Annotated in this window: 19 protein-coding genes; 8 read left to right on the top strand and 11 right to left on the bottom strand. The window is 71.8% G+C overall.

Going from position 1 to position 25203, the window contains the following annotated elements; genetic code table 11:
- The first annotated feature begins 27 nt into the window (after window positions 1-27).
- On the top strand, window positions 28-642 hold the full coding sequence (locus AB0H82_RS01300) for a hypothetical protein (RefSeq protein ID WP_362987468.1): 615 nt from the start codon (window positions 28-30) through the stop codon (window positions 640-642).
- A gap of 60 nt (window positions 643-702) precedes the next feature.
- Here AB0H82_RS01300 and AB0H82_RS01295 read toward each other — a convergent pair whose 3' ends face one another.
- From AB0H82_RS01295 to AB0H82_RS01265, 7 genes are all read right to left on the bottom strand, one after another.
- Complete coding sequence (locus tag AB0H82_RS01295; RefSeq protein WP_362987466.1) at window positions 703-2121, bottom strand: aminopeptidase; 1419 nt, start codon at window positions 2119-2121, stop codon at window positions 703-705.
- 92 nt (window positions 2122-2213) lie between these two features.
- Window positions 2214-2624: a hypothetical protein gene (locus tag AB0H82_RS01290; protein ID WP_362987464.1), complete on the bottom strand. Its 411-nt coding sequence runs from the start codon at window positions 2622-2624 to the stop codon at window positions 2214-2216.
- 134 nt (window positions 2625-2758) lie between these two features.
- Window positions 2759-6511, bottom strand: coding sequence for an ABC transporter ATP-binding protein (locus tag AB0H82_RS01285; RefSeq protein ID WP_362987462.1), 3753 nt, complete (start codon window positions 6509-6511; stop codon window positions 2759-2761).
- A 77-nt stretch (window positions 6512-6588) separates the two neighbouring features.
- Entirely contained in the window at window positions 6589-7527 is a 939-nt protein-coding gene (locus tag AB0H82_RS01280) for a serine hydrolase (protein WP_362987460.1), read from the bottom strand.
- A 135-nt stretch (window positions 7528-7662) separates the two neighbouring features.
- The gene (locus AB0H82_RS01275; protein WP_362987458.1) at window positions 7663-9363 is read right to left on the bottom strand and encodes a thiamine pyrophosphate-binding protein; all 1701 of its coding nucleotides are present in this window, start codon (window positions 9361-9363) and stop codon (window positions 7663-7665) included.
- Complete coding sequence (gene speB / locus AB0H82_RS01270; RefSeq protein WP_362987455.1) at window positions 9360-10352, bottom strand: agmatinase; 993 nt, start codon at window positions 10350-10352, stop codon at window positions 9360-9362. Before speB ends, AB0H82_RS01275 begins: the two co-directional genes overlap by 4 nt.
- A 56-nt stretch (window positions 10353-10408) precedes the next feature.
- Window positions 10409-11878: a sodium:solute symporter gene (locus AB0H82_RS01265; protein ID WP_362987453.1), complete on the bottom strand. Its 1470-nt coding sequence runs from the start codon at window positions 11876-11878 to the stop codon at window positions 10409-10411.
- Window positions 11879-12058: 180 nt separating this feature from the next.
- Here AB0H82_RS01265 and AB0H82_RS01260 point away from each other — a divergent pair, with 180 nt between their 5' ends.
- On the top strand, window positions 12059-13516 hold the full coding sequence (locus AB0H82_RS01260; protein WP_362987452.1) for a PucR family transcriptional regulator ligand-binding domain-containing protein: 1458 nt from the start codon (window positions 12059-12061) through the stop codon (window positions 13514-13516).
- Between the two features lie 79 nt (window positions 13517-13595).
- Window positions 13596-14384: a phosphatase gene (locus AB0H82_RS01255; RefSeq protein ID WP_362987450.1), complete on the top strand. Its 789-nt coding sequence runs from the start codon at window positions 13596-13598 to the stop codon at window positions 14382-14384.
- Here AB0H82_RS01255 and AB0H82_RS01250 read toward each other — a convergent pair.
- From AB0H82_RS01250 to AB0H82_RS01235, 4 genes are all read right to left on the bottom strand, one after another.
- A complete protein-coding gene (locus AB0H82_RS01250) occupies window positions 14345-15337 on the bottom strand; it encodes a cation diffusion facilitator family transporter (RefSeq protein ID WP_362987448.1) in 993 nt (330 codons plus the stop codon). The two genes, AB0H82_RS01255 and AB0H82_RS01250, sit on opposite strands and share 40 nt — an antisense overlap.
- Window positions 15338-15357: 20 nt before the next feature.
- Window positions 15358-16218 (bottom strand): acyl-CoA thioesterase II, encoded by an 861-nt coding sequence (locus tag AB0H82_RS01245; RefSeq protein ID WP_362987446.1) that lies wholly within the window; start codon window positions 16216-16218, stop codon window positions 15358-15360.
- A 21-nt stretch (window positions 16219-16239) separates the two neighbouring features.
- The gene (locus AB0H82_RS01240; protein ID WP_362987445.1) at window positions 16240-17397 is read right to left on the bottom strand and encodes an acyl-CoA dehydrogenase family protein; all 1158 of its coding nucleotides are present in this window, start codon (window positions 17395-17397) and stop codon (window positions 16240-16242) included.
- A gap of 94 nt (window positions 17398-17491) precedes the next feature.
- Window positions 17492-18082 carry a TetR/AcrR family transcriptional regulator gene (locus AB0H82_RS01235; protein WP_362987443.1) on the bottom strand — a complete coding sequence of 197 codons (591 nt, stop codon included), beginning with the start codon at window positions 18080-18082 and terminating at the stop codon, window positions 17492-17494.
- 120 nt (window positions 18083-18202) lie between these two features.
- On the opposite strand from AB0H82_RS01235, the gene AB0H82_RS01230 reads away from it, so the two are divergent.
- From AB0H82_RS01230 to AB0H82_RS01210, 5 genes are all read left to right on the top strand, one after another.
- Entirely contained in the window at window positions 18203-19834 is a 1632-nt protein-coding gene (locus AB0H82_RS01230) for a carboxyl transferase domain-containing protein (RefSeq protein ID WP_362987442.1), read from the top strand.
- Window positions 19835-19847: 13 nt separating this feature from the next.
- A complete protein-coding gene (locus AB0H82_RS01225; protein ID WP_362987725.1) occupies window positions 19848-21803 on the top strand; it encodes an acetyl/propionyl/methylcrotonyl-CoA carboxylase subunit alpha in 1956 nt (651 codons plus the stop codon).
- A gap of 59 nt (window positions 21804-21862) precedes the next feature.
- Complete coding sequence (locus AB0H82_RS01220; RefSeq protein WP_362987723.1) at window positions 21863-22822, top strand: hydroxymethylglutaryl-CoA lyase; 960 nt, start codon at window positions 21863-21865, stop codon at window positions 22820-22822.
- A 6-nt stretch (window positions 22823-22828) separates the two neighbouring features.
- Window positions 22829-23983 carry an acyl-CoA dehydrogenase family protein gene (locus AB0H82_RS01215; RefSeq protein WP_362987440.1) on the top strand — a complete coding sequence of 385 codons (1155 nt, stop codon included), beginning with the start codon at window positions 22829-22831 and terminating at the stop codon, window positions 23981-23983.
- A gap of 119 nt (window positions 23984-24102) precedes the next feature.
- Entirely contained in the window at window positions 24103-25152 is a 1050-nt protein-coding gene (locus AB0H82_RS01210) for an ABC transporter substrate-binding protein (RefSeq protein ID WP_362987438.1), read from the top strand.
- Window positions 25153-25203 lie beyond the last annotated feature (51 nt).

Raw genomic sequence — 25203 nt, 5'->3', positions numbered from 1 at the left:
TGGGGTGCGCGCATCGGGGGGATGGCCATGGTTGCCCGCGTCCGCACACTGCTGGTCGCCGTCACGGCGGCACTGACCGCGCTGGCCGGGCCGGCCGTCCTGACCGGCTGCCGGCAATCGGGCGGCTCCGACTCCGACCCGGCCACTTCCCGCCCCACCGGCTCCGTGTTCCTCGCCTTGGGCGACTGCGGTTCGCGGGGCCGCGAGACGGCCACGGAGGTCCCCTGCACCAGTGAACGGGCGGTCGCGCGGGTCGTCGCGCGCCACGACGGCACGGCGTGGCAGGGCCCCGCGTGCCCGCCGCGCACGGACTTCGTGCTGCACATCAGCGAGAGCAGGCCCGCCGTCGACGAGGACGGCGACGGCGCGGTCCCGCGGGGCTACGCCTGCATGCGGAATCTGGAGCCACCGCATCCCGGTGACCCCGGTGGTGGCGGCGGTCCGCGGACCCTCGTCGGGGACTGCGTGTACGGCGCGGGGCGTGGGGAGGTGCGCGAGACGGCCTGCGACGGCTCGGGCGAGCGGCGCCCGGAGTACCGCGTGACGTCGGCGGTGCCGGACCGCACCGCGTGCCCCGCCGCCACGCGGCTCTACGTGACCCTGGACGGGAAACGCCCCGTGGGATGCGCGGTACGGCTGTAGGGGCCGACGCGCGAAAGGGCCGACGCGGTGCGTCGGCCCCCTCCCGAGAAGAACCCCGCGCTACGGCCGCAGCGTCCGCTCCTCCCGCACGTCACGCCGGTCGAGCTTCTTGTCGTACGCGGCCAGCGGCTTGCCCGAGTCGGACGGCACCCCGGCCCACGTCTGGATCCGCTGCGTGGCCTTCGCCTTCTGGTCGGCGACGAGCTGCGCCACGGTCGCCCCGTGGTTCGCGCCGGGCGCCGTGAAGACATGGCTGTCGTGCTCGGCACCCCGCGCCGGGCGGAACTTCTCGGCGCCGTACGGGTCGTACTCGCCGTACACGTACATCATCCGGTGCGCGTTGTGCCGCACCCAGCGGTCGACGTCCCGCATCGCGTGCGGCTTGAACTTCATCGGGATCTCGCGCGGCACGAAGTTCCGCGGCGGCTGGTAGCCGTACCGGCTCAGGTCGCCGAGCCAGGGCTGCGCGATGGTGGGCGCGCCGAGTTCGGTGCCCGCCTGGTAGTAGTACGGCGTGTAGGGGGCGAGGCCCTGGTCGGTGTAGGAGGACCAGCCGCCCACCGAGTCGACGTAGTCGAAGAGGGCCTGGTCGGTCATGGTGGCCGCGTCCGGGATCTTTCCGCAGGCGGTGGCGGCGGGCTGGTACTGCCAGAAGCCCCACACCAGGTCCATGACGACGGCTTCGAAGGCCTTGTCCAGGGTGCCGACGGTCTTGAAGGTGTAGCCCTCCGACCCGGCGTACGCCGCGAGCTTCGCCGACAGCAGTTCCCTGCGCACCAGCGCCTCGCGCTGCACGGCCTGGATCCGGTCGCGGCACTCCTTGGTGCCGACGCCCGCGAGGAACTCGTCGTAGGCGGAGTCCTCCTTGTCGACGACGTCATTGGGCGCTACGTAGGCGACGATGCCCGCCATGTCGCGCGGGTAGAAGCGCTCGTAGTACGTCGCGGTCATGCCGCCCTTGGAGATGCCGGTGGCCAGCCACTTCTTGCCGTAGATGGGCTTGAGGGCCTGGTGGATGCGGTGCTGGTCGGTGGCGGCCTGCCAGATGTCGAGCTTGGACCAGTCGGCGGGGTCGGGGCGCGACGGCGTGAAGAATCGATACTCCATGGAGACCTGGTTGCCGTCGACGATCTGTGTCGGCTCGCGGCGGCCGGGGTTCGTGGAGACGCTGTAGCCGCTGGTGTAGTAGACCGTGGGGCGGTTGGTGTCCTTGTGCAGCACGGTGAGGCGCTGCTTGAAGGTGCCCTTGGAGGGGTGCCGGTGGTCCACCGGCTGGGTGTAGTCGAGGACGAAGAAGCGGTATCCGGGATACGGCTTCTCCTCGATGAGGCTCATGCCGGGTATGGCGAGCAGCCTGTCCTTGATGTCTGTGGTGACCGTTTCCGCGGCTGTGGCCGGCCCGGTCGTCGTCGCTCCGGCCGCGCCCGCCGTGCCTATCAGCACCACGAGCGACAGCACCCATCTGAGCGTCTTGCGCATGCACCCTCCCCTGTCGACACAGCAATGCCCCGGAACCTAACGGAGCAACTGGGTCCGCACCAGGGGGAGTTCGCCCATCGGGTCACTCGGGCTCAGCAGAGAATCCAGCCCGAACTGACGCCGTGCCTGCCGATCTTCCCCTTCACCCATACGCAGCGGTGGCCCGCGTGGACCGTCACCGGCCCCGCGTGGTGGGAGTACCGGCCCTTGTCGCGCGCGGGCCGGCTGCCGCGGGCCTGGACGCTGACGGACATCGTCTTGCGGGCCCCTGTGTGCTTGGCGAAGACCACGGCGCAGACGTAGCCGCGGGTCTTGAAGACGTCGACCCGGCCGGTGCTGAAGGGGAGCGTGCGCACCTTGCGGCCCGCGCAGAGGCCGGTGACGGCCTCCGCGGAGGCGGTGCCGGGGCCCGCGAGGGCGAGCAGCACGGCGGCGGCGAGCACGGCGGTGCCGAGCGTCAGCCGCCGCCGTCGTATCCGGCCACTGCTCCGCTCACTGCTCACGGTTGCCCCTCCCGCCACTCCTGCCTCAGCGTACTGGTGTACGGACGCAGCCCGGGCCCCTTGCGGTTGCGGGAGAACCTCACCTTTTCCCGCGCTGTCCCGTGCCCTCCCCCCCTGTGCTGTCCGCTGCCGCCTCAGGCCGCCTCGACGGGCTCCCCCACGAACGTCCGCCACAGCCGCGCGTACCGCCCGTCGAGCGCGAGCAGTTCCTCGTGCGTGCCGTCCTCCGCGACCCGGCCGTGGTCCATGACGACGACGCGGTCGGCGCGGGCCGCCGTGGTCAGCCGGTGGGCGACGACGAGTGTCGTGCGCTTGCCTGCGATGCGGTCGGTGGCCTGGTTGACCTGCGCCTCCGTGGCGAGGTCGAGGGCGGCCGTCGCCTCGTCGAGGAGCAGGATGTCGGGGTCGACCAGTTCGGCGCGGGCCAGCGCGATGAGCTGGCGCTGCCCGGCGGAGAGGTTGCGGCCCCGCTCGCTCACCTCGTGGAGGTAGCCGCCCTCCAGGGTGGCGATCATGTCGTGGGCGCCGACCGCGCGGGCGGCCGCCTCGACCTGTGCGTCGGTGGCGTCGGGACGGCCGTAGGCGATGGCGTCGCGGACCGTGCCGGCGAAGAGGTACGCCTCCTGCGGCACGACGCCGAGGCGGTGGCGGTACGAGGTGAGATCGAGGGAGCGGAGGTCCGTGCCGTCGACCGTGACGCGGCCGCCGGTGGGGTCGTAGAAGCGGGCGACGAGCTTCACGAGCGTCGACTTGCCCGCGCCGGTCTCGCCGACGAAGGCGACGGTCTGCCCGGCGGGTATCCGCAGGCGTACGTCGCTGAGCGCCTCCTCGGGGGCGCCCTCGCCGGTGGCCGCGTACGCGAAGTCGACGTCCTCGAAGGCGATCTCGCCGCGCAGCGAGAGCACCTCCAGCGGCTCCTTCGCGGCCTCCGTGGACGTGGGCTCCTGGAGCAGTTCCTGGATGCGGCCCAGCGAGACGGACGCCTGCTGGTAGCCGTCGAAGACCTGGGACAGCTGCTGCACGGGTGCGAAGAACAGGTCGATGTAGAGGAGGTACGCGACGAGCGCGCCGGTCGTGAGCGTGCCCGCCTCGACGCGGCCCGCGCCGACGATGAGTACGGCGACGACGGCGACGGACGACAGGAACTGCACGAACGGGAAGTACACGGAGATCAGCCACTGGCCGCGGATGCGGGCCTTGCGGTAGCTGTCGCTGTTCTCGGCGAACCGCTCGGCGCCCGCGCGCTCGCGCCGGAAGGCCTGCACGATGCGCAGCCCGGCGACGGACTCCTGGAGGTCGGCGTTGACGACGGACACGCGCTCACGGGCCAGTTCGTACGCCTTCACGCTGGCCTTGCGGAAGAAGTACGTGCCGACGATCAGGAGCGGCAGGGTCGCGAAGACGACGAGGGCGAGCTCCACGTCGATGACGAGCAGGGCGGCCATGATGCCGAAGAAGGTGACGACGGAGACGAACGCGGTGACGAGGCCGGTCTGCAGGAACGTGGACAGCGCGTCGACGTCGGTCGTCATCCGGGTCATGATGCGCCCGGTCAGCTCGCGTTCGTAGTAGTCGAGTCCGAGCCGCTGGAGCTGCGAGAAGATCTTCAGCCGGAGCGAGTAGAGGACCCGCTCGCCGGTCCTTCCGGTCATCCGCATCTCGCCGGTCTGCGCCACCCACTGCACGGCGACGGCGGCGAGCGCGAGCCCGGCCGCGGCCCAGACGGCGCCGAGCGCCAGCTCGTTGACACCTTCGTCGATGCCGTGCCGGATCAGGACGGGAAGCAGCAGCCCCATGCCCGCGTCGACGGCGACGAGCAGCAGGCTGAACAGGAGCGGCACCCCGAACCCGCCGAGCAGTCTGCGCAGCCCGTACGACTCCTCGGGCGTGACGGCCCGCGCCTCGTCGATGCCGGGGGTGTCGGTGGCCGGGGGCAGCGCCTCGACCTGGGCGAGGAGTTCGGGGGTGGACGGCATCCCGGCGAGGGTGGTGTCCTTCGGCTCCCGGTCGCCGGTCCACAGGGCGGGCGTGATGCCGCGCTCCGCGTCGAACTCGGCGTCGAGCTCGTCGCGTACGGAGGTGTCCTCGGGCAGGTCGGCGGGGAGGGCGTGGCCCGGCGAGACGCCGCCGAGCTCGTCGGGGTCGGTAAGCAGCCGCCGGTAGAGGGCGGAGCGCTCCTCCAGCTCGTCGTGCGTGCCGAGGTCGGCGAGGCGGCCTTCGTCGAGGACGGCGATGCGGTCGGCGAGGCCGAGGGTGGAGCGGCGGTGGGCGATGAGAAGCGTCGTCCGCCCCGCCATCACACCCCGCAGCGCCTCGTGGATCTCGTGCTCCACGCGCGCGTCGACCGCCGATGTGGCGTCGTCGAGGACGAGGAGGCGGGGGTCGGTGAGGATGGCGCGGGCGAGCGCGATGCGCTGGCGCTGGCCGCCGGAGAGGGTGAGGCCCTGCTCGCCGACCTTGGTGTCGTACCCCTCGGGCAGGTCGGATATGAATCCGTGGGCCTGGGCGGCGCGGGCGGCGGTCTCGATCTCCTCGCGGGTGGCCTCCGGGTGGCCGTAGGCGATGTTGGCGCCCACGGTGTCGGAGAAGAGGAAGGAGTCCTCGGGGACGAGCCCGATGGCGGACCGCAGGGAGTCGAGGGTCAGCTGGCGCACGTCGTGGCCGCCGATGAGGACGGCGCCGTGCGTCACGTCGTAGAAGCGCGGCAGGAGCAGCGAGACGGTGGACTTGCCGCTGCCGGAGGAACCGACGACGGCGAGGGTCTCGCCGGGCCGGATCTCGAAGGAGAGGCCGCTGAGGACGGGTCGGTCGTCTTCGTATCCGAAGCCGACGTCGTCGAACTCGACGGTGGCGGGGGCGTCGGCGGGCAGCTCCTTGGTGCCGTCCGCCATGCTCGGCTCGGTGTCGATGAGTTCGAGGACGCGCTCGACGCCCGCGCGGGCCTGCTGTCCGACGGTGAGGACCATGGCGAGCATGCGCACGGGGCCGACGAGCTGGGCGAGGTAGGTGGAGAAGGCGACGAACGTGCCGAGGGTGATGTCCCCCTCGACCGCGAGCCAGCCGCCGACGGCGAGCATGGCGACCTGGCCGAGCATGGGGACGGCCTGGAGGGCGGGGGTGTAGCGGGCGTTGAGGCGGATGGTCCGCAGCCGTCCGGCGAAGAGCTTGCGCCCGACCTCCCTGAGCTTTCCGGTCTCCTGCTCCTCCTGCCCGAACCCCTTCACGACGCGTACGCCGCTGACGGCGCCGTCGACCACGCCGGCGACGGCGGCGGCCTGGGCCTGCGCGTACCAGGTGGCGGGGTGCAGCCGGGAGCGGGAGCGGCGGGCGATGAACCAGAGGGCGGGGGCGACGGCGAGGGCGACGAGGGTGAGCGGCAGGGAGAGCCACGCCATGATCACGAGGGAGATCACGAAGAGCAGGATGTTGCCGATGGTCATCGGCAGCATGAAGAGCAGGCCCTGGATGAGCTGGAGGTCGCTGGTGGCGCGTCCGACGACCTGCCCGGTGGACAGCTCGTCCTGCCGCCGCCCGTCGAGCTTCATGATCGTGCCGTACATCTCGGTCCGCAGGTCGTGCTGGACGTCGAGGGCGAGGCGGCCGCCGTAGTAGCGGCGGATGTAGGTGAGGACGTAGACGATGACGGCGGCGCCGATGAGCGCGCCGGCCCAGGGCGCCATGGGCCGGCCGCCGCCCTGGCCGTCCTGTCCGATGACGTCGTCGATGATCACCTTGGTGATCAGCGGCACGAGGGCCATGACGGCCATGCCGCCGAGCGAGGAGCCGAGCGCGAGCACGACGTCCTTCGGATACCGCCACGCGTACCCGGTGAGCCGCTTGGCCCAGCCGGAATTCTCCGGCCCGGCCCCACCCCGTTGCTGCGCCACGTGCTGCCTCCCGTCGACCTGACCTGCCGAGAGACCCAACGCGGCAGGACGCGGATTTCATCCCGCCGCAACAAACGTCAGTTCCCGGGCACCGCCACGAAGGCCTCACGGGGCTGATTCGTGGGCGTGTACCTGCTCACCGACGCCGCACGGGGCGTGAGGTCCTTGTGGATCGCCTTGGCGACCCCCTGAATCGTGGCGACGCCGTAGTTCATCGTGCTGTTGCCGTGCGTGAGCACGGAGATCGTGTAGTCGTGGCCGCCGCCCTTGAACGCGCCGATGCTGTGCACGCGCCAGCCGTGGGTCGACCGCTGCAGCCAGCCGTTCTTGACGTGGATCTTGACGGCGGACGGGGCGCCCGCCGGGGTGCCCCAGCGCTGCGAGGAGACGACCTTGCCCATGAGCTTGAGGATGTAGGCGCGGGCGTTGTCGCTCAGGACGGTGTTCTTGGCGGTGATCAGCGCGAGGAGCTTCTGCTCGTCGGTCGCGTTGATCCGGGTCAGGCCCCAGTAGCCGCCGGATCCCGGCACGGTCTTCGTCATCTTGGCGGCCTTGAGGAAGCCCTTGATCTTCTCCGTGCCGAGCTGGCGCCAGAGCGTGCTGGTCGCGGCGTTGTCCGACGTGGTGATCATGGCGTGCGCGAGGTCCGACTCGCGCTCGGTCAGCTTCCGGTCGGTCTTCTTCGCGTCCCACAGGAGCGCCGCGAGGACCGTCGTCTTGACGACGCTCGCCGAGTCGAACGAGGTGCCCGCGCGCAGGGTGCAGGTGGTGTCGGTGGTGCGGTCGTGGAGACCGACGGCGACGGTGCCCTTGCGGTTCTTCAGCGCGGCGGTGATGTCCTTGGTGAGCTTGGCGGCCAGGCCGGCCTGCGCGGACGTGCAGGCGACCGTGGGTGCCGGCGCGGCGACGGCGGGCGTCGCGGTCGCGGCCGTGCCGAGCGGCACGAGCACTCCTGCGGCGAGTCCGGCCGAGAGCATGCGGGCGCGCCGGGATATCCCGGATACCGGGTGAGTCATGGTTTTTCTTCCCATCCCCTTGGGTCCGTACAAGACCCTTGGGGCCCGTACAAGCGCGCCCCCCGACGCGCTCGCTTCACATGACTCACCGGTACCGGTGAAGGGTTGTATGACTTGTATGAAAATCTTGGCAGGTCAGCCCGGATGCGGGTCCAGGTGCGTCGGCGCGAACATCTTCAGGAGGGCCGGAAGCACCACTACGGAGGGGCCGGGTTCGGCCAGCGCCTTCGCCAGGTCGTCGCGGAGCGTCTCCGGGGAGGACCGCACGCCCGGCACCCCGAAGGACTCCGCGAGCTTGACGAAGTCGGGCCGCGCCAGTTCCGTCGCCGTCGCCTCGCCGAAGGCGTCGGACATGTACTCGCGCAGGATGCCGTAGCCGCCGTCGTCGACGATCAGCCAGGTCACCGGCAGGCCGTACTGCTTCGCCGTGGCCAGCTCCGCGATCGAGTACATCGCGCCGCCGTCTCCGGACACGGCGAGGACCGGCTGGGAGGGGTCCGCGACGGCCGCGCCGAGCGCCGCGGGGAAGCCGTAGCCGAGGCCGCCCGCGCCCTGAGCCGAGTGCATGGTGTTCGGGCGCCGCGCGTCGAAGGCCGACCACGCCCAGTACGCCAGGATCGTCATGTCCCAGAAGGACGGTGCCGCGTCGGGCAGGGCGTCGCGGACGGCGGCGAGGACCTGCTGCTCCAGGGTGAGGTCCTGCGCGGCGATGCGTTCACGGACCTTCCCCAGCACGGCGGAGACCCGCTCGGGGGCCGAGGGGTCCTCCCTGGGCGCCTCGATCGTCTCCAGGAGCGCGGAGAGGGCGATCCGCGCGTCCGCGTGGATGCCGATTCCGGGGTGGTTGGACTCCAGCTTCCCGGCGTCCGCCTCGATCTGGATCACCCGGCCGCGCGGCTTGAACGTGTGGTAGTTCGAGGAGAGTTCGCCGAGCCCCGAGCCGACGACGAGCAGGACGTCCGCGTCCTCCAGGAAGTCCGTGGTGTGCCGGTCCTCCAGCCACGACTGGAGCGAGAGCGGGTGCTCCCAGGGGAAGGCGCCCTTGCCGCCGAAGGTCGTGACGACGGGCGCGTTCACCAGCTCGGCGAGCGCGAGGAGCTTGCCGGAGGCGTCCGAGCGCACGACACCGCCGCCCGCGATGATCGCGGGCCGCTCGGCGCGCGACAGCAGATCGGCGGCGACGGCGGTCAGCTCGGGGCGCGGCACGACCTCCTCCGGGGTCGCGTCCATCGCCGTCACGACCGGCAGCGTCGTCTCGGCGAGCAGCACGTCCTGCGGGATCTCCACCCAGACAGGGCCGTGCGGCGCGGTGAGCGCCGACTCCCAGGCCGCGGCGATCGCGGAGGGGATCTGCGAGGCCGTGCGGACCGTGTGCACGGACTTCACGACGTCGCGGAACGAGGCCTGCTGGTCGCGGAGTTCGTGCAGGTAGCCGTGGCGGCCGCCGCCGAGCCCCGCCACCGGCACCTGGCTGCCGATCGCGAGAACCGGCGAGGACCCCGCCGCCGCCTCCTGGAGCGCGGCGAGCGAGGTGAGCGCGCCGGGCCCGGTGGAGAGCAGCAGCGGGGCGACCTCGCCGGTGATCCGGCCGTACGCGTCCGCCGCGAACCCCGTGTTGTTCTCGACGCGGAATCCGACGTACGAGAGCGAGGAGCGCCGCAGCGCGTCGAACATGCCGAGCGCGTGCTGGCCCGGCAGGCCGAAGACGGTGGTCGCGCCGAGCCCGGCGAGGGTCTCGACGACGAGGTCGCCGCCGTTGCGGCCCGGGGGTGGGTTCAGGGCCGCCTCGGTCTGGGCGGCGGTGGGCCGCAGGACTACGTCGTGGTCGTGGCTCACCGCTCGCCCACCGCCTGGCGGGGCAGGCGCGCCTCCGCGATCTGGCGGGACATGATCGTCGTCAGTTCGTACGCCGTGTGGGAGGCCGCGACGGCGGTGATCTCGGCGTGGTCGTAGGCGGGGGCGACCTCGACGACGTCGGCCGAGACGAGGTTGCAGGAGGCGAGGCCGCGCAGGATCTCCAGGAGCTCGCGGGAGGTCATGCCGCCCGCCTCGGGGGTGCCGGTGCCGGGCGCGTGGGCCGGGTCGAGGCAGTCGATGTCGATGGAGATGTAGAGCGGGCGGTCGCCGATGCGCTGGCGGAGCTGGTCGGCGACCTCGTCGGCGCCGCGGCGGTAGATGTCGGCCGAGGTGACGATGCCGAAGCCCATCTTCTCGTCGTCGGTGAGGTCCTTCTTGCCGTACAGCGGGCCGCGCGTGCCGACGTGGGAGAGCGCCTCCGTGTCGAGGATGCCCTCCTCGACGGCGCGGCGGAACGGCGTGCCGTGCGTGTACTCGGCGCCGAAGTAGGTGTCCCAGGTGTCCAGGTGCGCGTCGAAGTGGAGCAGCGCGACCGGGCCGTGCTTCTTGGCGACCGAGCGGAGCAGCGGGAGGGCGATGGTGTGGTCGCCGCCGAGGGTCATCATGCGGGCGCCCGTGCCGAGGAGGTCGTCGGCGGCGGCCTCGATGGTCTCGACGGCCTCGTTGATGTTGAACGGGTTGGCCGCTATGTCGCCCGCGTCGGCGACCTGTGCGAGCGCGAAGGGCGAGGCGTCCTGTGCCGGGTTGTAGGGGCGCAGGAGGCGGGAGGCCTCGCGGATCGCGTTGCCGCCGAAGCGGGCGCCGGGGCGGTACGAGACGCCGGAGTCGAAGGGCACGCCGACCACCGCGACGTCCGCCTTGCCGCCGACCTCGTCGAGGCGGGGCAGCCGGGCGTACGTCGCCGGGCCCGCGTACCGGGGGATGCGGGAGGAGTCGACGGGGCCGCGGGGCGTCTCGTTGCTGCTCATGGTGGGGAGTGCCTTCCTTTTTACGCTTCGATGCGCTTTGTGGGCGCTTTCTGACTTTACTGAGGTACGGGGGTCGGTTCGGTCTCGGGCTCGGGGTCGGCGCCGCGCCCTGCGAGGCGTTCGCGCCAGGCGGCGAGGACCGCGGCGTCGGTGGGCTTCGTCGCGAAAGAGACCACTACGTAGACGGCGAGTGAGGTCAGCAGGCCGTAGTAGACGGGCTCGTTGGCGAGGATCCCGTACCCCCACATGAGCCCGATGACCGAGAGGCCGCCGACGGCGACGGCGGCGAGCGCGCCGGCCGCGGTGCCGCGGCGCCACAGCAGACCGCCGAGGATCGGCACGAGCAGGCCGCCGACGAGGAGGTTGTAGGCGACGGTCAGGGCCTCGACGACGTCGTTGAGCGCGATGGCGATGACGATCACGCCGACGCCCATGACGAGGATGAAGGCGCGGTTGCCCTTGACCTCGTCGTGCGGCTCGTCGCCGCCCTCGGTGACCGCGCCCCGCAGCCGTGACCAGATGTCGTTGTTGGCGACGGTCGCGCAGGCGATGAGCGCTCCGGAGGACGTCGACATCACGGCGGCGAGGGCGGCCGCGAGGACGAGTCCCCGTACGCCCATGGGGAGTTCGTCCTTGACGATGGTCGCGAAGGCCGCGTCGGCGCTCGGCAGCTTTGGGTACATGACCTTGGCGGCGGTGCCGATGACGGCGCCCGCGATCGCGTAGACGAGGCAGTAGGTGCCCGCGACGGTGCCTCCGTAGCGGGCGACCTTGTCGCTGCGGGCGGTGAAGACGCGCTGCCAGATGTCCTGCCCGATGAGCATGCCGAAGGTGTAGATCAGCACGTACGTGAAGATCGTCTCGCCGCCGACGCCCAGCGGGTCGAAGTACTCGGTGGGCAGCTTCGCCTTCATCTCGCCGAAGCCGCCGGCCTTGACGACCGCGATGGGCAGCAGGAGCAGCAGCACTCCGATCGTCTTCACCACGAACTGCACCATGTCGGTGAGCGTGATGGACCACATGCCGCCGAGCGTGGAGTAGGCGACGACGATCGAGCCGCCGAGGACGATCGCCACGGTGCGGTTCAGGTCGAAGAGGACGTCGAAGATCGTGGCGTACGCGATGGTCGAGGTGACCGCGAGCATCAGCGTGTACGCCCACATGACCACTCCGGAGATGACGCCCGCGCGCCCTCCGTAGCGCAGGTCGAGCATCTCGGAGACGGTGTACACCTTCAGGCGCGCGATGCGGGCGGAGAAGAACACGCTCAGCGCGAGGAGTCCGAGGCCGATGGTGAAGACCATCCAGGCGCCGGAGAGCCCGTACTGGTAGCCGAGGCCGACGCCGCCGATGGTGGAGGCGCCGCCGAGGACGATGGCGGCCATGGTGCCGGAGTACATCCACGGCCCGAGGCGGCGCCCGGCGACCAGGAACTCGCTCTTGGACTTGGCGCGGCGCATGCCCCACCAGCCCATGGCCAGCATCCCGGCGAGATAGACGACGATCACTGTGTAGTCGACGGCCATAAGGGGGGCCTCCTTCGCGCACCTCGGTGGCGTGTCGTGCAGATGGGGGTGAGGACCGGCCGCGGGGACATCCGCCCGTACCCGAGGCCTGCGGTCGGCACGACCTTAAGTGGCCGGAAAGCAACGCTGAAGTGTACGTTTCCTCCACTCTCCGCGCCCCAGACGGATGGAACGTCCACCATGGCCGACCTCACGGCTCCCCCCACCCCGCCCGTCCCGCTCGCCGCGCTGCTCGCCCGCGAGGACCTCGGCCTGCGCCAGATCGCGGGCCCCGACGCGCGGACCGCGGGCACGGCCGTGCAGTGGGTGCACACCTCGGAGATGGCCGACCCCTACCCGTACCTGCTCGGCGGCGAGCTGCTCCTCACCGCGGGCGTGCACATCACGGACCCGGCGGGCTCGGCCGCGTACCTCGACGACTACGTGGCCCGGATCCTCGCGGCGGGCGGCGCCGCCCTCGGCTTCGGCGTCGCGCCCGTGCACGACACGGTGCCGCGCGCCCTGGCCGAGGCCTGCGACCGGTACAGCCTGCCGCTCGTCGAGGTCCCGCCGCGGACCACCTTCAGCGGCGTCGCGCGTGCCGTGTGGCGGCTCATGGCCGAGGCGCGGCACGCGGAGCTGCGCCGCGTCACGGAGGCGCAGCAGGGTCTCGCCACGGCCGCGGCACGGCCCGACCCGGTCCCCGCCGTGCTGCGCCAGCTGGCGGCCAGGCTCGGCGGGGCCGCGGTGCTGTACGGGCCGGACGGGGCGGAGCTGCAGGCCGCGGGGCAGGTGCGGGACGCCGCGCGCGACGCACTGCGGGAGCTGACCGGGGTCGTGCGCCGCCCCGCGCCCGCCGCCCCGGCGTCCGCCGCCGACACGGTGGAGGCCACCCACCTGGCCGCCTACGCCCTGGGCGGCGGCCGCGGCTTCGCGCTCGGGGTCGCCACGGAGCGCCGCGAACCGGGCGACCACACCATCGCCGGGGCGGCGGTCGTGCTGCTGTCGCTGCTCACCGGCGAGCACCAGGGCGCCTCGGAGGCGGCCCGCTCGGCGGCGCTGGTGCGGCTGCTCCTGGGGGCACCCCCGGAGGAGGCCGGCGCCCTCCTGGGGAGCGATCTGTGGACCGTGGTCCACGCGCGCGGGGAGCGCACCCCGCTGGCCGCTGCCGCCCTCGCCGCGGCGCTGGGCACCGGACTCGTCGACCCGCGGGACGACGTCGTACGCCTCCTCGTCCCCGCGGGCCACGAGGTCACCGCGACGGACGGCTGGACCCTGGGCGTCGCCGCCCCGGCGGCCCCCGGCGACCTGCCCGCCGCCGACGTCCGCGCGGCCCGCGCCCTGCGCCGCGCCGAGGCCACCCGGCAGCCCCTCGTACGCCACCACGAGAACGGCCTCGCCGCCCTGCTCGCCCCCGAGGAGGCCGACGCCCACGCGCGCGTGCTGCTCGCCCCCCTGGCCGGGAGCGAGGCGCTGATCACCACCCTGCGCACCTGGCTCTCCCTGCACGGCAGTTGGGACCGCACGGCGGTGGCGCTCGGGGTGCACCGCAACACGGTGCGCCAGCGGATCGCGCGCTGCGCGGCGCTGCTCGGCGCGGACCTGGACGACCCGGACGTGCGCATGGAGCTGTGGTTCGCGCTGAGCCGCGCCTCCTGAGGCCGAAGGGGCAGAGGTCACAGGTCCGGGGTTCGGGACGGCCCACCGCGGGACCGGCACCGACGGCAGAATGGGACGCATGCCGATACCCAGCCGTGCCGCGCTCGTCGACCATCTCGTCCGCACCCGCATCGCGGGTGACGTCGCCACGCCCCGCGACAACAACCTCAGCCACTACAGGAAGCTCGCGAACGGCGACCGCCACTACTGGCTCGGCCTGGAGCTCGGCGACCGGTGGACCGACGAGCAGGACGTCCTCGCGGTGATGGCGGAGCGCTGCGGCGTCATCGACGACCCGCAGCACCGGCACGGCCAGGACACCATCGACCCGGAGCTGACGGTCGACGCCCTGGAGCGGATGGCGGCCCGCCTGCGCAAGGCCGCCGCCGGCAAGGAGAGCGTGCTCTTCGCGACCGGCCACCCCGGAGGGCTGCTCGACGTGCACCGGGCGACGGCCGCGGCCCTGCGCGCGGCGGGCTGCGAGATCGTGGTGATCCCCGAGGGGCTGATGGCCGACGAGGGCATGGTCTTCCAGTTCGCGGACGTGGCGGTCCTGGAGCGCGGCGCGACGCTGTGGCACACGCATTCCCCCGAGCCGATGAACGCCGTCCTGGACGGCCTGGAGCGCGAGGGCCGCCCGCAGCCCGACCTCGTCGTCGCCGACCACGGCTGGGCGGGGCGCGCGGGCCAGCGCGGCCTGGACTCCATGGGGTACGCGGACTGCAACGACCCGGCGCTGTTCATCGGCGAGGCCGAGGGCACCGTGCAGGTGACGGTGCCGCTCGACGACCACGTCACGAGCCCCCGCCACTACGACCCGCTGACGGCCTACCTGCTCGGCGCGGCGGGGCTGACGCCCACGTCCTGAGCCGGACCGGGCGTCGGGTCCAGGTAGACCCGCCGGACGGCGGGGAAGCGCTCCTGGAGGCGTTGCGCCATCCGGTCGCAGGCGCGCTCGATGTCCCCGGCCGTCGACACGTCCCGGAAGTCGACCTTCGCGGCGACCAGGGCCTCCTTGGGTCCCTGGAGGAGCGTGGTCAGTTCCAGTACGTCCACGACGTGCGGATCGGCGAGCAGTTCGGCGCGGACCGCGGCCCGCATCCCGGGCGGCAGCGGACGCCCGATGAGCAGCTCGGAGTTGGCGTGCCCGAGGACCCAGGCGACGTACACGAGCAGCACGCCGATGCAGAGCGAGGCGACGCCGTCCCACACGCCGGACCCGGTGAGCTGTCCGCCGAGCAGTCCGGCCGCGGCGAGCACGAGGCCCGCGAGCGCCGCCGAGTCCTCCATCACGACGGCCTTGACCGCGGTGTCGGGGGTGTGGCGCAGATAGCGCTTGAGGTGCACTCCGAAGCGGTCGGCCTCGCCGCGCGCCTGCTTGAGTCCGGTGCGCAGCGAGTAACCCTCAAGGAGGAAGGCGATGGCGAGCACGATGTACGAGATGAGCGGGTCGCCGGGGTCCTCCCCGTGGGTGAGGGTGTGGATGCCGTCGTAGACGGCGAAGACGCCACCGCCGACGAAGGTGGCGACGGAGGCGAGCAGCGCCCAGATGTAGCGGGCGCCTCCGTAGCCGAGCGGGTGCTCCTCGTCGGCGGGTCTGTCACTGGCCTTCAGGGAGACGAGCAGCATCAGCTCGGTGACGGTGTCGGCCACGGAGTGCGCCGCTTCGGAGAGCATGGCGCTGGAGCCGCTGATGACGCCCGCGACGGCCTTGGCCAGCGCGATCCCGAGGTTGGCGACGGCGGCGACGATGACGGTGAAGGTGCTCTCCCCGCTCTCGCCGCTCTCGGCGTTGTCCTTCTGTTCCACTTGCTCCGACATGTATCGGACGGTATGTCCGATCAGCGGGGAACGCGAACGACGCCTTCCTGGATGACCGTCACCGCGAGCCGGCCGTCCTGCGTCCAGATCCGCGCCTGGCCGAGCCCGCGCCCGCCGGAGGACGACGGCGACTCCTGGTCGTACAGCAGCCATTCGTCGGCGCGGAAGGGCCGGTGGAACCACATGGCGTGGTCGAGCGAGGCGCCGACGACGTCGCCGACGGCCCAGCCGCCGCGGCCGTGCGCGAGCAGCACGGAGTCGAGCAGCGTCATGTCGGAGACGTACGTGGCGAGGCAGACGTGCAGCAGGGAGTCGTCCGCCAGCTTGCCGGCGGTGCGGAACCACACCTGGGAGCGCGGTTCGCGCGGCTGTCCGACGGTGGCCCAGGGCGGGTCGTCGACGTAGCGCAGGTCGACGGCGGCGCGGGTCTCAAGGAGCCGCTCTGCGACCTCGGGCGGCAGGTGGCGCGGGAGTGTCTCGGCGGCGGTGGGCAGCGTCTCCGGGTCGGCCGCGGGCGGCATCCCCGCCTGGTGCTCCAGGCCCTCCTCGTACGTCTGGAAGGACGCGGAGAGGTGGAAGATCGGCTGCCCGTGCTGGACGGCGACGACGCGGCGCGTGGTGAAGGAGCGGCCGTCGCGGATCCGGTCCACGGAGTACACGATGGGCGCGCCGGGGTCGCCCGGGCGCAGGAAGTACGCGTGCAGGGAGTGGGCGGGGCGGTCGTCCGGGACGGTGCGTCCGGCGGCGACGAGGGCCTGTGCGGCGACCTGGCCGCCGAAGACGCGGGGCACGAGCGCCGAGCGGCTCACGCCCCGGAAGATGTCCTCCTCGATCTGCTCCAGGTCGAGCAGAACGAGGAGGTCCTCAAGTGCCTGGTTCATGAAGGTGGTTCTACAGGCGTTCTACAGGCCCATGTTCTTCGCGATGATCATCTTCATGACCTCGCTGGTGCCGCCGTAGATGCGGTTGACGCGGTTGTCCGCGTACAGGCGGGCGATGGGGTACTCGTTCATGAAGCCGTAGCCGCCGTGCAGCTGGAGGCACTTGTCGATGACGCGGTGCGCGACCTCGGTGGTGAAGAGCTTCGCGGACGCGGCCTCGGCGGCGGTCAGCTCACCGGCGTCCAGGGCCTCCAGGGCGCGGTCGGCGACGGCCTCCGCGGCGTCCACCTCGGCCTGGCAGGCGGCCAGTTCGAACTTGGTGTTCTGGAACGAGGCGACCGGCTTGCCGAAGACCGTGCGGTCCTGGACGTACTCCTTGGCGAACCGGACGGCGGCCTTGGCCTGTGCGTACGCTCCGTAGGCGATGCCCCAGCGCTCGGAGGGGAGGTTGCTGCCGAGGTAGTAGAAGCCCTTGTTCTCCTCGCCGAGGAGGTCCTCGACGGGGACCTTGACGTCGACGAACGCCAGCTCGGCGGTGTCGGAGGTGCGCAGGCCCAGCTTGTCGAGCTTGCGGCCGATGGAGTAGCCCTCGGACTTGGTGTCGACGGCGAAGAGGGAGATGCCGAAGCGGCGGTCCTCGGCGGTGGGCGCGGCGGTGCGGGCGCAGACGATCACGCGGTCGGCGTGGACGCCGCCGGTGATGAAGGTCTTGGAGCCGTTGAGGACGTAGTGGGTGCCGTCCTCGGAGAGCTTGGCGGTGGTCTTCATGCCCGCGAGGTCGGAGCCGGTGCCCGGCTCGGTCATCGCGAGGGCCCACATCTCCTCGGCGGAGACGAACTTCTCCAGGTAGCGCTTCTTCTGCTCGTCGGTGGCGAGCATCTTGATGTACGGCAGGGCGAGCAGCACGTGGACGCCGGAGCCGCCGAAGGAGACGCCCGCGCGGGCGGTCTCCTCGTACTGGATGGCCTCGAACTTGTGCGTGTCCAGGCCGGCGCCGCCGAACTCCTCGGGGACGTTGATGCCGAAGAGGCCGAGCTCGGCGAGCTTGTAGTAGAACTCGCGCGGCACCTGGCCCGCGGCGAACCACTCGTCGTGGACCGGGACGACCTCGGCCTCGATGAAGGCGCGCAGGGTCTCCCGGAACGCCTCGTGGTCCTCATTGAAAACGGTACGGCGCACGGAGAACTCCCTCTGCCAACGACTGCCTGCATCGACTAAGCGCTTGCTCAGAGGCAGGTTACCCGGCGGTCACCAGAGCGTCCAGAGACGCGTGTCACTCCGCGGCGGCCGCGAACGCCCCCCGGGCCAGCCGGTGCAGGAGTTCCGCCATGGCGCCCCTGCTGGGCAGTGCGTCGCGGCGGCTCAGGTGCGGCGTGGAGTTCAGCAGGCCGAAGACGGCGTGCACGCTCACGCGCGCCGCGTTCTCCGCGAGGTCCGGGTAGACCTTGCGGACGACGTCGACCCAGATCTCCACGTACTGCCGCTGGAGCTGGCGGACCAGCTTGCGGTCGCTGTCCCGCAGGCGGTCCAGCTCGCGGTCGTGCAGGGTGATCAGGGAGCGGTCGTCGAGCGCGAAGTCGATGTGCCCCTGGATCAGCGCGTCGAGGACCCGCTCGGGCGACCCGTCCACGTCGGCCACGCAGTGCCTGCCGCCCGTCAGGAGCTGTCCGCTGATGCCCACGAGCAGCTCGGCGAGCATCGCGTCCTTGCCCGCGAAGTGCCGGTAGAGACCGGGCCCGCTGATGCCGACGGCGGCTCCTATCTCATCCACGCCGACCCCGTGGAAGCCCCGCTCGGCGAAGAGCCGGGCGGCCTCCTTGAGGATCTGCTCGCGACGGGTGGGGGCGTCGGTTCTGGTGGCCATGGAATTGATTCTAGACAGGCCGGTTAGCGCTCGTTAACCTGGACGAAACGCGTTAACGCTCATTAACCGATCAGAGGTCGACCGGGTGAACCGAGTGGACCGAGCAAGGGGGCTCGACTGATGCGGCAGGCACCAGTGCTGACGAGCGCGGCTGACCCCGCGTCCGAGGCATGGCGGGCGAACGAGACGGCGCACACCGCCCTCGTCGACGAGCTGCGGGCCAAGCTCGCGGCGGCCGCGCTCGGCGGCGGCGAGCGGGCGCGCGACCGCCATGTGGCGCGCGGCAAGCTGCTGCCCCGCGACCGGGTGGACACGCTCCTCGACCCCGGCTCACCCTTCCTGGAACTGGCCCCCCTCGCGGCCGACGGGCTGTACGGGGGAGGCGCTCCGGCCGCCGGTGTCATCGCCGGCATCGGCCGCGTCTCGGGCCGCGAGTGCGTGATCGTCGCCAATGACGCCACCGTCAAGGGCGGCACGTACTACCCCATGACGGTGAAGAAGCACCTGCGCGCCCAGGAGGTGGCCCTGGAGAACCGCCTCCCGTGCCTGTACCTGGTCGACTCGGGCGGCGCCTTCCTGCCGATGCAGGACGACGTCTTCCCCGACCGCGAGCACTTCGGGCGGATCTTCTACAACCAGGCCCGGATGTCGGGCGCCGGCATCCCCCAGATCGCGGCCGTCCTCGGCTCCTGCACGGCCGGCGGGGCGTATGTCCCGGCGATGAGCGACGAGGCGGTGATCGTCCGCAATCAGGGCACGATCTTCCTCGGCGGCCCGCCCCTGGTGAAGGCCGCCACCGGCGAGGTCGTCACCGCCGAGGAGCTCGGCGGCGGCGAGGTCCACTCGCGGACCTCCGGAGTCACCGACCACCTCGCCGAGGACGACGCCCACGCCCTGCGCATCGTGCGCACCATCGTCTCCACGCTCCCCGAGCGCGGCCCGCTCCCGTGGACCGTGCGGCCGGTGGAGGAGCCGAAGGTCGACCCCCAGGGGCTGTACGGCGCGGTGCCGACGGACTCCCGCACTCCGTACGACGTCCGCGAGGTCATCGCGCGCGTGGTCGACGGCTCCCGCTTCGCCGAGTTCAAGGCGGAGTACGGCACGACGCTGATCACCGGCTTCGCCCACATCCACGGCCACCCGGTCGGCATCGTCGCGAACAACGGCATCCTGTTCTCCGAGTCCGCCCAGAAGGGCGCCCACTTCATCGAGCTCTGCGACCAGCGCGGCATCCCGCTGGTCTTCCTGCAGAACATCTCCGGCTTCATGGTCGGCAGGGACTACGAGGCGGGCGGCATCGCCAAGCACGGCGCCAAGATGGTGACGGCCGTGGCCTGCACCCGCGTGCCGAAGCTGACCGTCGTGGTCGGCGGTTCGTACGGCGCGGGCAACTACTCCATGTGCGGCCGGGCCTACAGCCCCCGCTTCCTGTGGATGTGGCCGAACGCCAAGATCTCCGTGATGGGCGGCGAGCAGGCCGCGTCCGTCCTCGCCACGGTCAAGCGCGACCAGCTTGAGGCGCGCGGCGAGCAGTGGACCGCCGAGGACGAGGAAGCCTTCAAGGACCCGATCCGCGCCCAGTACGAGGAACAGGGGAACGCGTACTACGCCACGGCCCGCCTCTGGGACGACGGCGTGATCGACCCCCTGGACACCCGGCAGGTGCTCGGGCTGGCCCTGACGGCGTGCGCGAACGCCCCGCTGCCCCAAAAGGACCCCGCGGCGCCCGCCTTCGGCGTCTTCCGGATGTGAGGAACGAATGACGATGTTCGACACGGTCCTGGTCGCCAACCGGGGCGAGATCGCGGTCCGCGTCATCCGCACGCTGCGGGAGATGGGCGTCCGCTCGGTCGCCGTCTTCAGCGACGCGGACGCGGACGCCCGGCACGTGCGCGAGGCCGACACGGCGGTGCGGATCGGCCCGGCGCCCGCCACCGAGAGCTATCTGCGCGTGGACCGCATCCTGGAGGCGGCCGCGAAGTCCGGCGCCCAGGCGGTCCACCCGGGCTACGGCTTCCTCGCGGAGAACGCGGAGTTCGCGCAGGCCTGCGCGGACGCCGGGCTCACCTTCATCGGCCCGCCCGCCGCCGCCATCTCCCTCATGGGCGACAAGATCCGCGCCAAGGAGACGGTCCAGGCCGCCGGCGTGCCGGTCGTCCCCGGCTCCTCCGGCAGCGGCCTGACCGACGCCCAACTGGTCGACGCGGCACGCGAGATCGGCACCCCGGTGCTGCTCAAGCCGAGCGCGGGCGGCGGCGGCAAGGGCATGCGCCTGGTCCGCGACGAGACGCTCCTCGCCGACGAGATCGCGGCGGCGCGCCGCGAGGCCCGCGCCTCCTTCGGAGACGACACCCTGCTCGTGGAGCGCTGGGTCGACCGCCCCCGGCACATCGAGATCCAGGTCCTCGCCGACGGCCACGGGCACGTGGTGCACCTCGGCGAGCGCGAGTGCTCCCTCCAGCGCCGCCACCAGAAGATCATCGAGGAGGCGCCCAGCGTCCTCCTGGACGAGGCCACGCGCGCGGCGATGGGCGAGGCCGCGGTCCAGGCGGCCCGCTCGTGCGGGTACTCCGGCGCGGGCACGGTGGAGTTCATCGTGCCGGGCAAGGACCCCTCCTCGTACTACTTCATGGAGATGAACACCCGCCTCCAGGTGGAGCACCCGGTCACGGAGCTCGTCACCGGGCTCGACCTGGTGGAGTGGCAGCTGCGGGTGGCCGCGGGCGAGGAACTGCCGTTCACGCAGGACGACATCGCCCTCACCGGGCACGCGGTGGAGGCCCGCGTCTGCGCCGAGACCGTGTCTGTCAAAGCGGGCTCGCGCGGCTTCCTGCCCTCCGGCGGCACGGTCCTCGCGCTGCACGAGCCGCAGGGCGACGGCGTGCGCACGGACTCCGGCCTCAGCGAGGGCACCGAGGTCGGCAGCCTCTACGACCCGATGCTGTCGAAGGTCATCGCGTACGGCCCCGACCGCGCGACGGCGCTCCGCAAGCTGCGCGCGGCCCTCGCGGACACGGTCACCCTGGGCGTCCCGACGAACGCGGGCTTCCTGCGCAGGCTCCTCGCCCACCCGTCCGTGGTCGCGGGCGAGCTGGACACCGGCCTCGTGGAGCGCGAGGCGGAAGGACTCGTCCCGGACGGCGTGCCCGACGAGGTGTACGAGGCGGCGGCCGCGGTGCGCGAGGCTGCGCTCCGGCCTCCCGTGGCCGACGGCTGGACCGACCCCTTCTCCGTGCCGAGCGGCTGGCGGCTCGGCGGCACCCCGACACCCGTGACGCACTGGCTCAAGGCGGCGGGACTCGACCCCGTCACTCACCGCCTGCGGGGCACCGACCGCACGGTCACCCCCGACCGCGTGCACGTCACCGTCGACGGCACCCGGCACACCTTCCACCGCGCCGCCGACTGGCTCGGCCGCGACGGCGACGCCTGGCACATCCAGGACCACGACCCCGTCGCGGCCTCCCTCACCGGCGCCGCGCACGCCGGGGCGGACGCCCTCACCGCCCCCATGCCCGGCACCGTCACCGTCGTGAAGGTCTCCCCCGGCGACCGGGTGGACGCCGGCCAGAGCCTGCTGGTGGTCGAGGCCATGAAGATGGAGCACGTCATCTCCGCCCCGCACGCCGGCACCGTCACCGAGCTGGACGTCACCCCGGGCACGACCGTCGCCATGGACCAAGTCCTCGCCGTCGTCACCCCTGAGGAGGAGCAGGAATGACCAGCACCGACCCGACCTGCGAGCCCGCCGCACTGGAGCTGGGCGACGCGCCGCTCCCCATGGTCGTCCCGACCCGCGGTCTGCCCTCCCACGTCCGCATCCACGAGGTCGGCGCCCGCGACGGCCTGCAGAACGAGAAGACGGCCCTCCCCACGGAGATCAAGGCGGAGTTCATCCACCGCCTCGCCGACGCGGGCCTGACGACCGTCGAGGCGACCAGCTTCGTGCACCCCAAGTGGGTGCCCCGACTGGCCGACGCCGAGCAACTGTTCCCGCTCCTCGGCGACCTCCAGGGCGTCCACCTGCCGGTCCTCGTGCCGAACGAGCGGGGCCTGGACCGCGCCCTCGCGCTCGGCGCGCACCGCGTCGGGGTCTTCGCCAGCGCCACCGAGTCGTTCTCCCGGGCCAACCTCAACCGCACGGTGGACGAGGCCCTCGCGATGTTCGCCCCGGTGGTCGCCCGCGCGCGTGAGCAGGGCGTGCACGTCCGCGGTTATCTGTCGATGTGCTTCGGCGACCCCTGGGAGGGCGCCGTGCCCATCTCCAAGGTCGTCCGTGTCGCCCGCGCCCTGCTCGACATGGGCTGCGACGAGCTGAGCCTCGGCGACACCATCGGCGTGGCCACGCCGGGCCACGTCTCCGCGATGCTCGCCGCGCTCAACGCGGTCCAGGTGCCGACCGACCGCATCGGCGTCCACTTCCACGACACGTACGGCCAGGCGCTCACCAACACCCTCGCCGCCCTGCAGCACGGCGTGACGACGGTGGACGCCTCGGCGGGCGGCCTCGGCGGCTGTCCGTACGCGAAGAGCGCCACCGGAAACCTCGCCACCGAAGACCTCGTGTGGATGCTGCACGGCCTCGGCATCGACACCGGGGTCGACCTCGTCCGTCTCAGCGCCACCAGCGCCTGGATGGCCGACCAGCTGGGCCGACCCAGCCCGTCCCGCACCGTCCGCGCCCTCACGGCACGCTCCCACGACGAGCAGACCGCGACCGCCTCCCACCAGGAGCAGTGAAGAACGATGGACCACCGTCTGAGCCCCGAGCACGAGGAACTGCGCCGCACGGTAGAGGCGTTCGCGCACGACGTCGTCGCCCCCAAGATCGGCGACTTCTACGAGCGCCACAAATTCCCGTACGAGATCGTCCGCGAGATGGGCCGCATGGGCCTGTTCGGCCTGCCCTTCCCCGAGGAGTACGGCGGGATGGGCGGTGACTACTTCGCGCTGGGCATCGCCCTCGAAGAACTCGCCCGCGTCGACTCCTCCGTGGCGATCACCCTGGAGGCCGGCGTCTCGCTCGGCGCGATGCCGCTGCACCTCTTCGGCACGGAGGAGCAGAAGCGCGAGTGGCTGCCGCGGCTGTGCGCGGGCGAGATGCTCGGCGCGTTCGGCCTGACCGAGCCGGACGGCGGCTCGGACGCGGGCGGCACGCGCACGACGGCGGTACGCGACGGCGACGACTGGGTGATCAACGGCTCCAAGTGCTTCATCACCAACTCCGGCACGGACATCACGGGTCTGGTCACCGTCACCGCCGTCACCGGCCGCAAGGACGACGGGCGCCCGCTGATCTCCTCGATCATCGTGCCGTCCGGGACGCCCGGCTTCACGGTGGCCGCGCCCTACTCGAAGGTGGGGTGGAACGCCTCGGACACCCGCGAGCTCTCCTTCACCGACGTCCGCGTGCCCGCCGCGAACCTCCTTGGCGAGGAGGGCCGGGGGTACGCCCAGTTCCTGCGCATCCTCGACGAGGGCCGGATCGCGATCTCCGCGCTCGCCACCGGGCTCGCGCAGGGCTGCGTCGACGAGTCCGTGAAGTACGCCAAGGAGCGGCACGCCTTCGGCAGGCCGATCGGCGCGAACCAGGCCATCCAGTTCAAGATCGCCGACATGGAGACGCGGGCGCACATGGCCCGCGTCGGCTGGTACGACGCGGCATCCCGGCTGGTCGCGGGCGAGCCCTTCAAGAAGCAGGCGGCCATCGCCAAGCTCTACTCCTCGACGGTCGCCGTGGACAACGCCCGCGAGGCCACCCAGATCCACGGCGGGTACGGCTTCATGAACGAGTACCCGGTCGCCCGCATGTGGCGGGACTCGAAGATCCTGGAGATCGGCGAGGGCACGAGCGAGGTGCAGCGCATGCTGATCGCCAGGGAGCTGGGTTTCGCGAGCTGAGGCGACTCCGGCATACGGAGACGTGAGGGGCCGCTTGGGCCGGAGTTAGCTTAGGTTAACCTAAGCTCTACTTCCGGCCAGCGGCCCCGCCGCCGTACGTCACGAAAGCAGAGACCCCCATGCCCCAGGCCCGCCTCCCCCAGCCTTCCCGCCGCGGCATCCTCGCCGCCGGCGGCGCCCTCGGCCTCACCGCCGTCCTGGCGGCCTGCGGCAGCGACAAAAAGGACGCGTCCGGCGCGACCGGGGGCGGCGCGGGCAAGTCCGGCCCGTGGAGCTTCAAGGACGACCGCGGCAAGACGGCGAAGAAGGACGCGACGCCGAAGAACATCGTGGCGTTCACGGGTGTCGCCGCGGCCCTCTACGACTACGGCATCGAGGTCAAGGGCGTCTTCGGCCCGACGGAGACCAAGGACGGCAAGCCCGACGTCCAGGCCGGCGACATGGACATCAGCAAGCTGACGATCATCGGCAACGAATGGGGTCAGTTCAAGATCGAGAAGTACGCGAGCCTCGCCCCCGACGTGCTGATCTCCACGATGTTCGACGGCCAGGGCACCCTCTGGTACGTCCCCGAGGAGAGCAAGGACAAGATCCTCAAGCTCGCCCCGAGCGTCGGCATCAGCGTCTACGACCGCCAGTTGACGCACCCGCTGCAGCGCATCCTGGAACTCGCCGAGTCGCTGGGCGCGGACGTGAAGTCCGACAAGGTCGTCAAGGCGAAGAAGCGCTTCGAGGACGCCTCCGAGCGGCTGCGCAAGGTCGCCAAGGCGCACAAGGACATCAAGATCCTCGTCGGCTCCGCGAGCCAGGAGCTGTTCTACGTCTCGGGCACGAACCTCTCGGTCGACCTGGAGTACTTCAAGGCGCTCGGCGTGAACATCATCGAGCCGCCGGAGAAGGCCAAGAAGGAGTCCGGCGGCTGGTTCGAGAACCTCAGCTGGGAGAACGTCGACAAGTACGACGCGGACATCATCATGATGGACAACCGCACCTCCGCGATCCAGCCGGCCGACCTCGACAAGTCCAAGCCGACCTGGAAGAAGCTGCCCGCGGTCAAGGCCGGACAGGTCATCCCGCGCGTGACGGAGCCGATCTTCTCGTACGACAAGTGCGCGCCGATCCTGGAGGACCTCGCCGACGCGATCGAGAAGGCGAAGAAGCTGAAGTAGTCGCGCAGCAGTCACCGCCGTTGCCGCGCCGCCCCCTCCACTCATGGAGGG

This window comes from Streptomyces sp. NPDC050732 (assembly GCF_040654255.1).
Taxonomy (GTDB): domain Bacteria; phylum Actinomycetota; class Actinomycetes; order Streptomycetales; family Streptomycetaceae; genus Streptomyces.
The sequence above is the reverse complement of the archived record's forward strand: the minus strand, read 5'-3'. Positions and strand labels throughout refer to the sequence as shown.

Coding starts and splice junctions, on each gene's coding strand:
- AB0H82_RS01300 (WP_362987468.1), top strand. CDS start 28: ATGGTTGCCCGCGTCCGCACACTGCTGGTCGCCGTCACGGCGGCACTG.
- AB0H82_RS01295 (WP_362987466.1), bottom strand. CDS start 2,121: ATGCGCAAGACGCTCAGATGGGTGCTGTCGCTCGTGGTGCTGATAGGC.
- AB0H82_RS01280 (WP_362987460.1), bottom strand. CDS start 7,527: ATGACTCACCCGGTATCCGGGATATCCCGGCGCGCCCGCATGCTCTCG.
- speB (WP_362987455.1), bottom strand. CDS start 10,352: ATGAGCAGCAACGAGACGCCCCGCGGCCCCGTCGACTCCTCCCGCATC.
- AB0H82_RS01265 (WP_362987453.1), bottom strand. CDS start 11,878: ATGGCCGTCGACTACACAGTGATCGTCGTCTATCTCGCCGGGATGCTG.
- AB0H82_RS01260 (WP_362987452.1), top strand. CDS start 12,059: ATGGCCGACCTCACGGCTCCCCCCACCCCGCCCGTCCCGCTCGCCGCG.
- AB0H82_RS01255 (WP_362987450.1), top strand. CDS start 13,596: ATGCCGATACCCAGCCGTGCCGCGCTCGTCGACCATCTCGTCCGCACC.
- AB0H82_RS01250 (WP_362987448.1), bottom strand. CDS start 15,337: ATGTCGGAGCAAGTGGAACAGAAGGACAACGCCGAGAGCGGCGAGAGC.
- AB0H82_RS01245 (WP_362987446.1), bottom strand. CDS start 16,218: ATGAACCAGGCACTTGAGGACCTCCTCGTTCTGCTCGACCTGGAGCAG.
- AB0H82_RS01235 (WP_362987443.1), bottom strand. CDS start 18,082: ATGGCCACCAGAACCGACGCCCCCACCCGTCGCGAGCAGATCCTCAAG.
- AB0H82_RS01230 (WP_362987442.1), top strand. CDS start 18,203: ATGCGGCAGGCACCAGTGCTGACGAGCGCGGCTGACCCCGCGTCCGAG.
- AB0H82_RS01225 (WP_362987725.1), top strand. CDS start 19,848: ATGTTCGACACGGTCCTGGTCGCCAACCGGGGCGAGATCGCGGTCCGC.
- AB0H82_RS01220 (WP_362987723.1), top strand. CDS start 21,863: ATGGTCGTCCCGACCCGCGGTCTGCCCTCCCACGTCCGCATCCACGAG.
- AB0H82_RS01215 (WP_362987440.1), top strand. CDS start 22,829: ATGGACCACCGTCTGAGCCCCGAGCACGAGGAACTGCGCCGCACGGTA.
- AB0H82_RS01210 (WP_362987438.1), top strand. CDS start 24,103: ATGCCCCAGGCCCGCCTCCCCCAGCCTTCCCGCCGCGGCATCCTCGCC.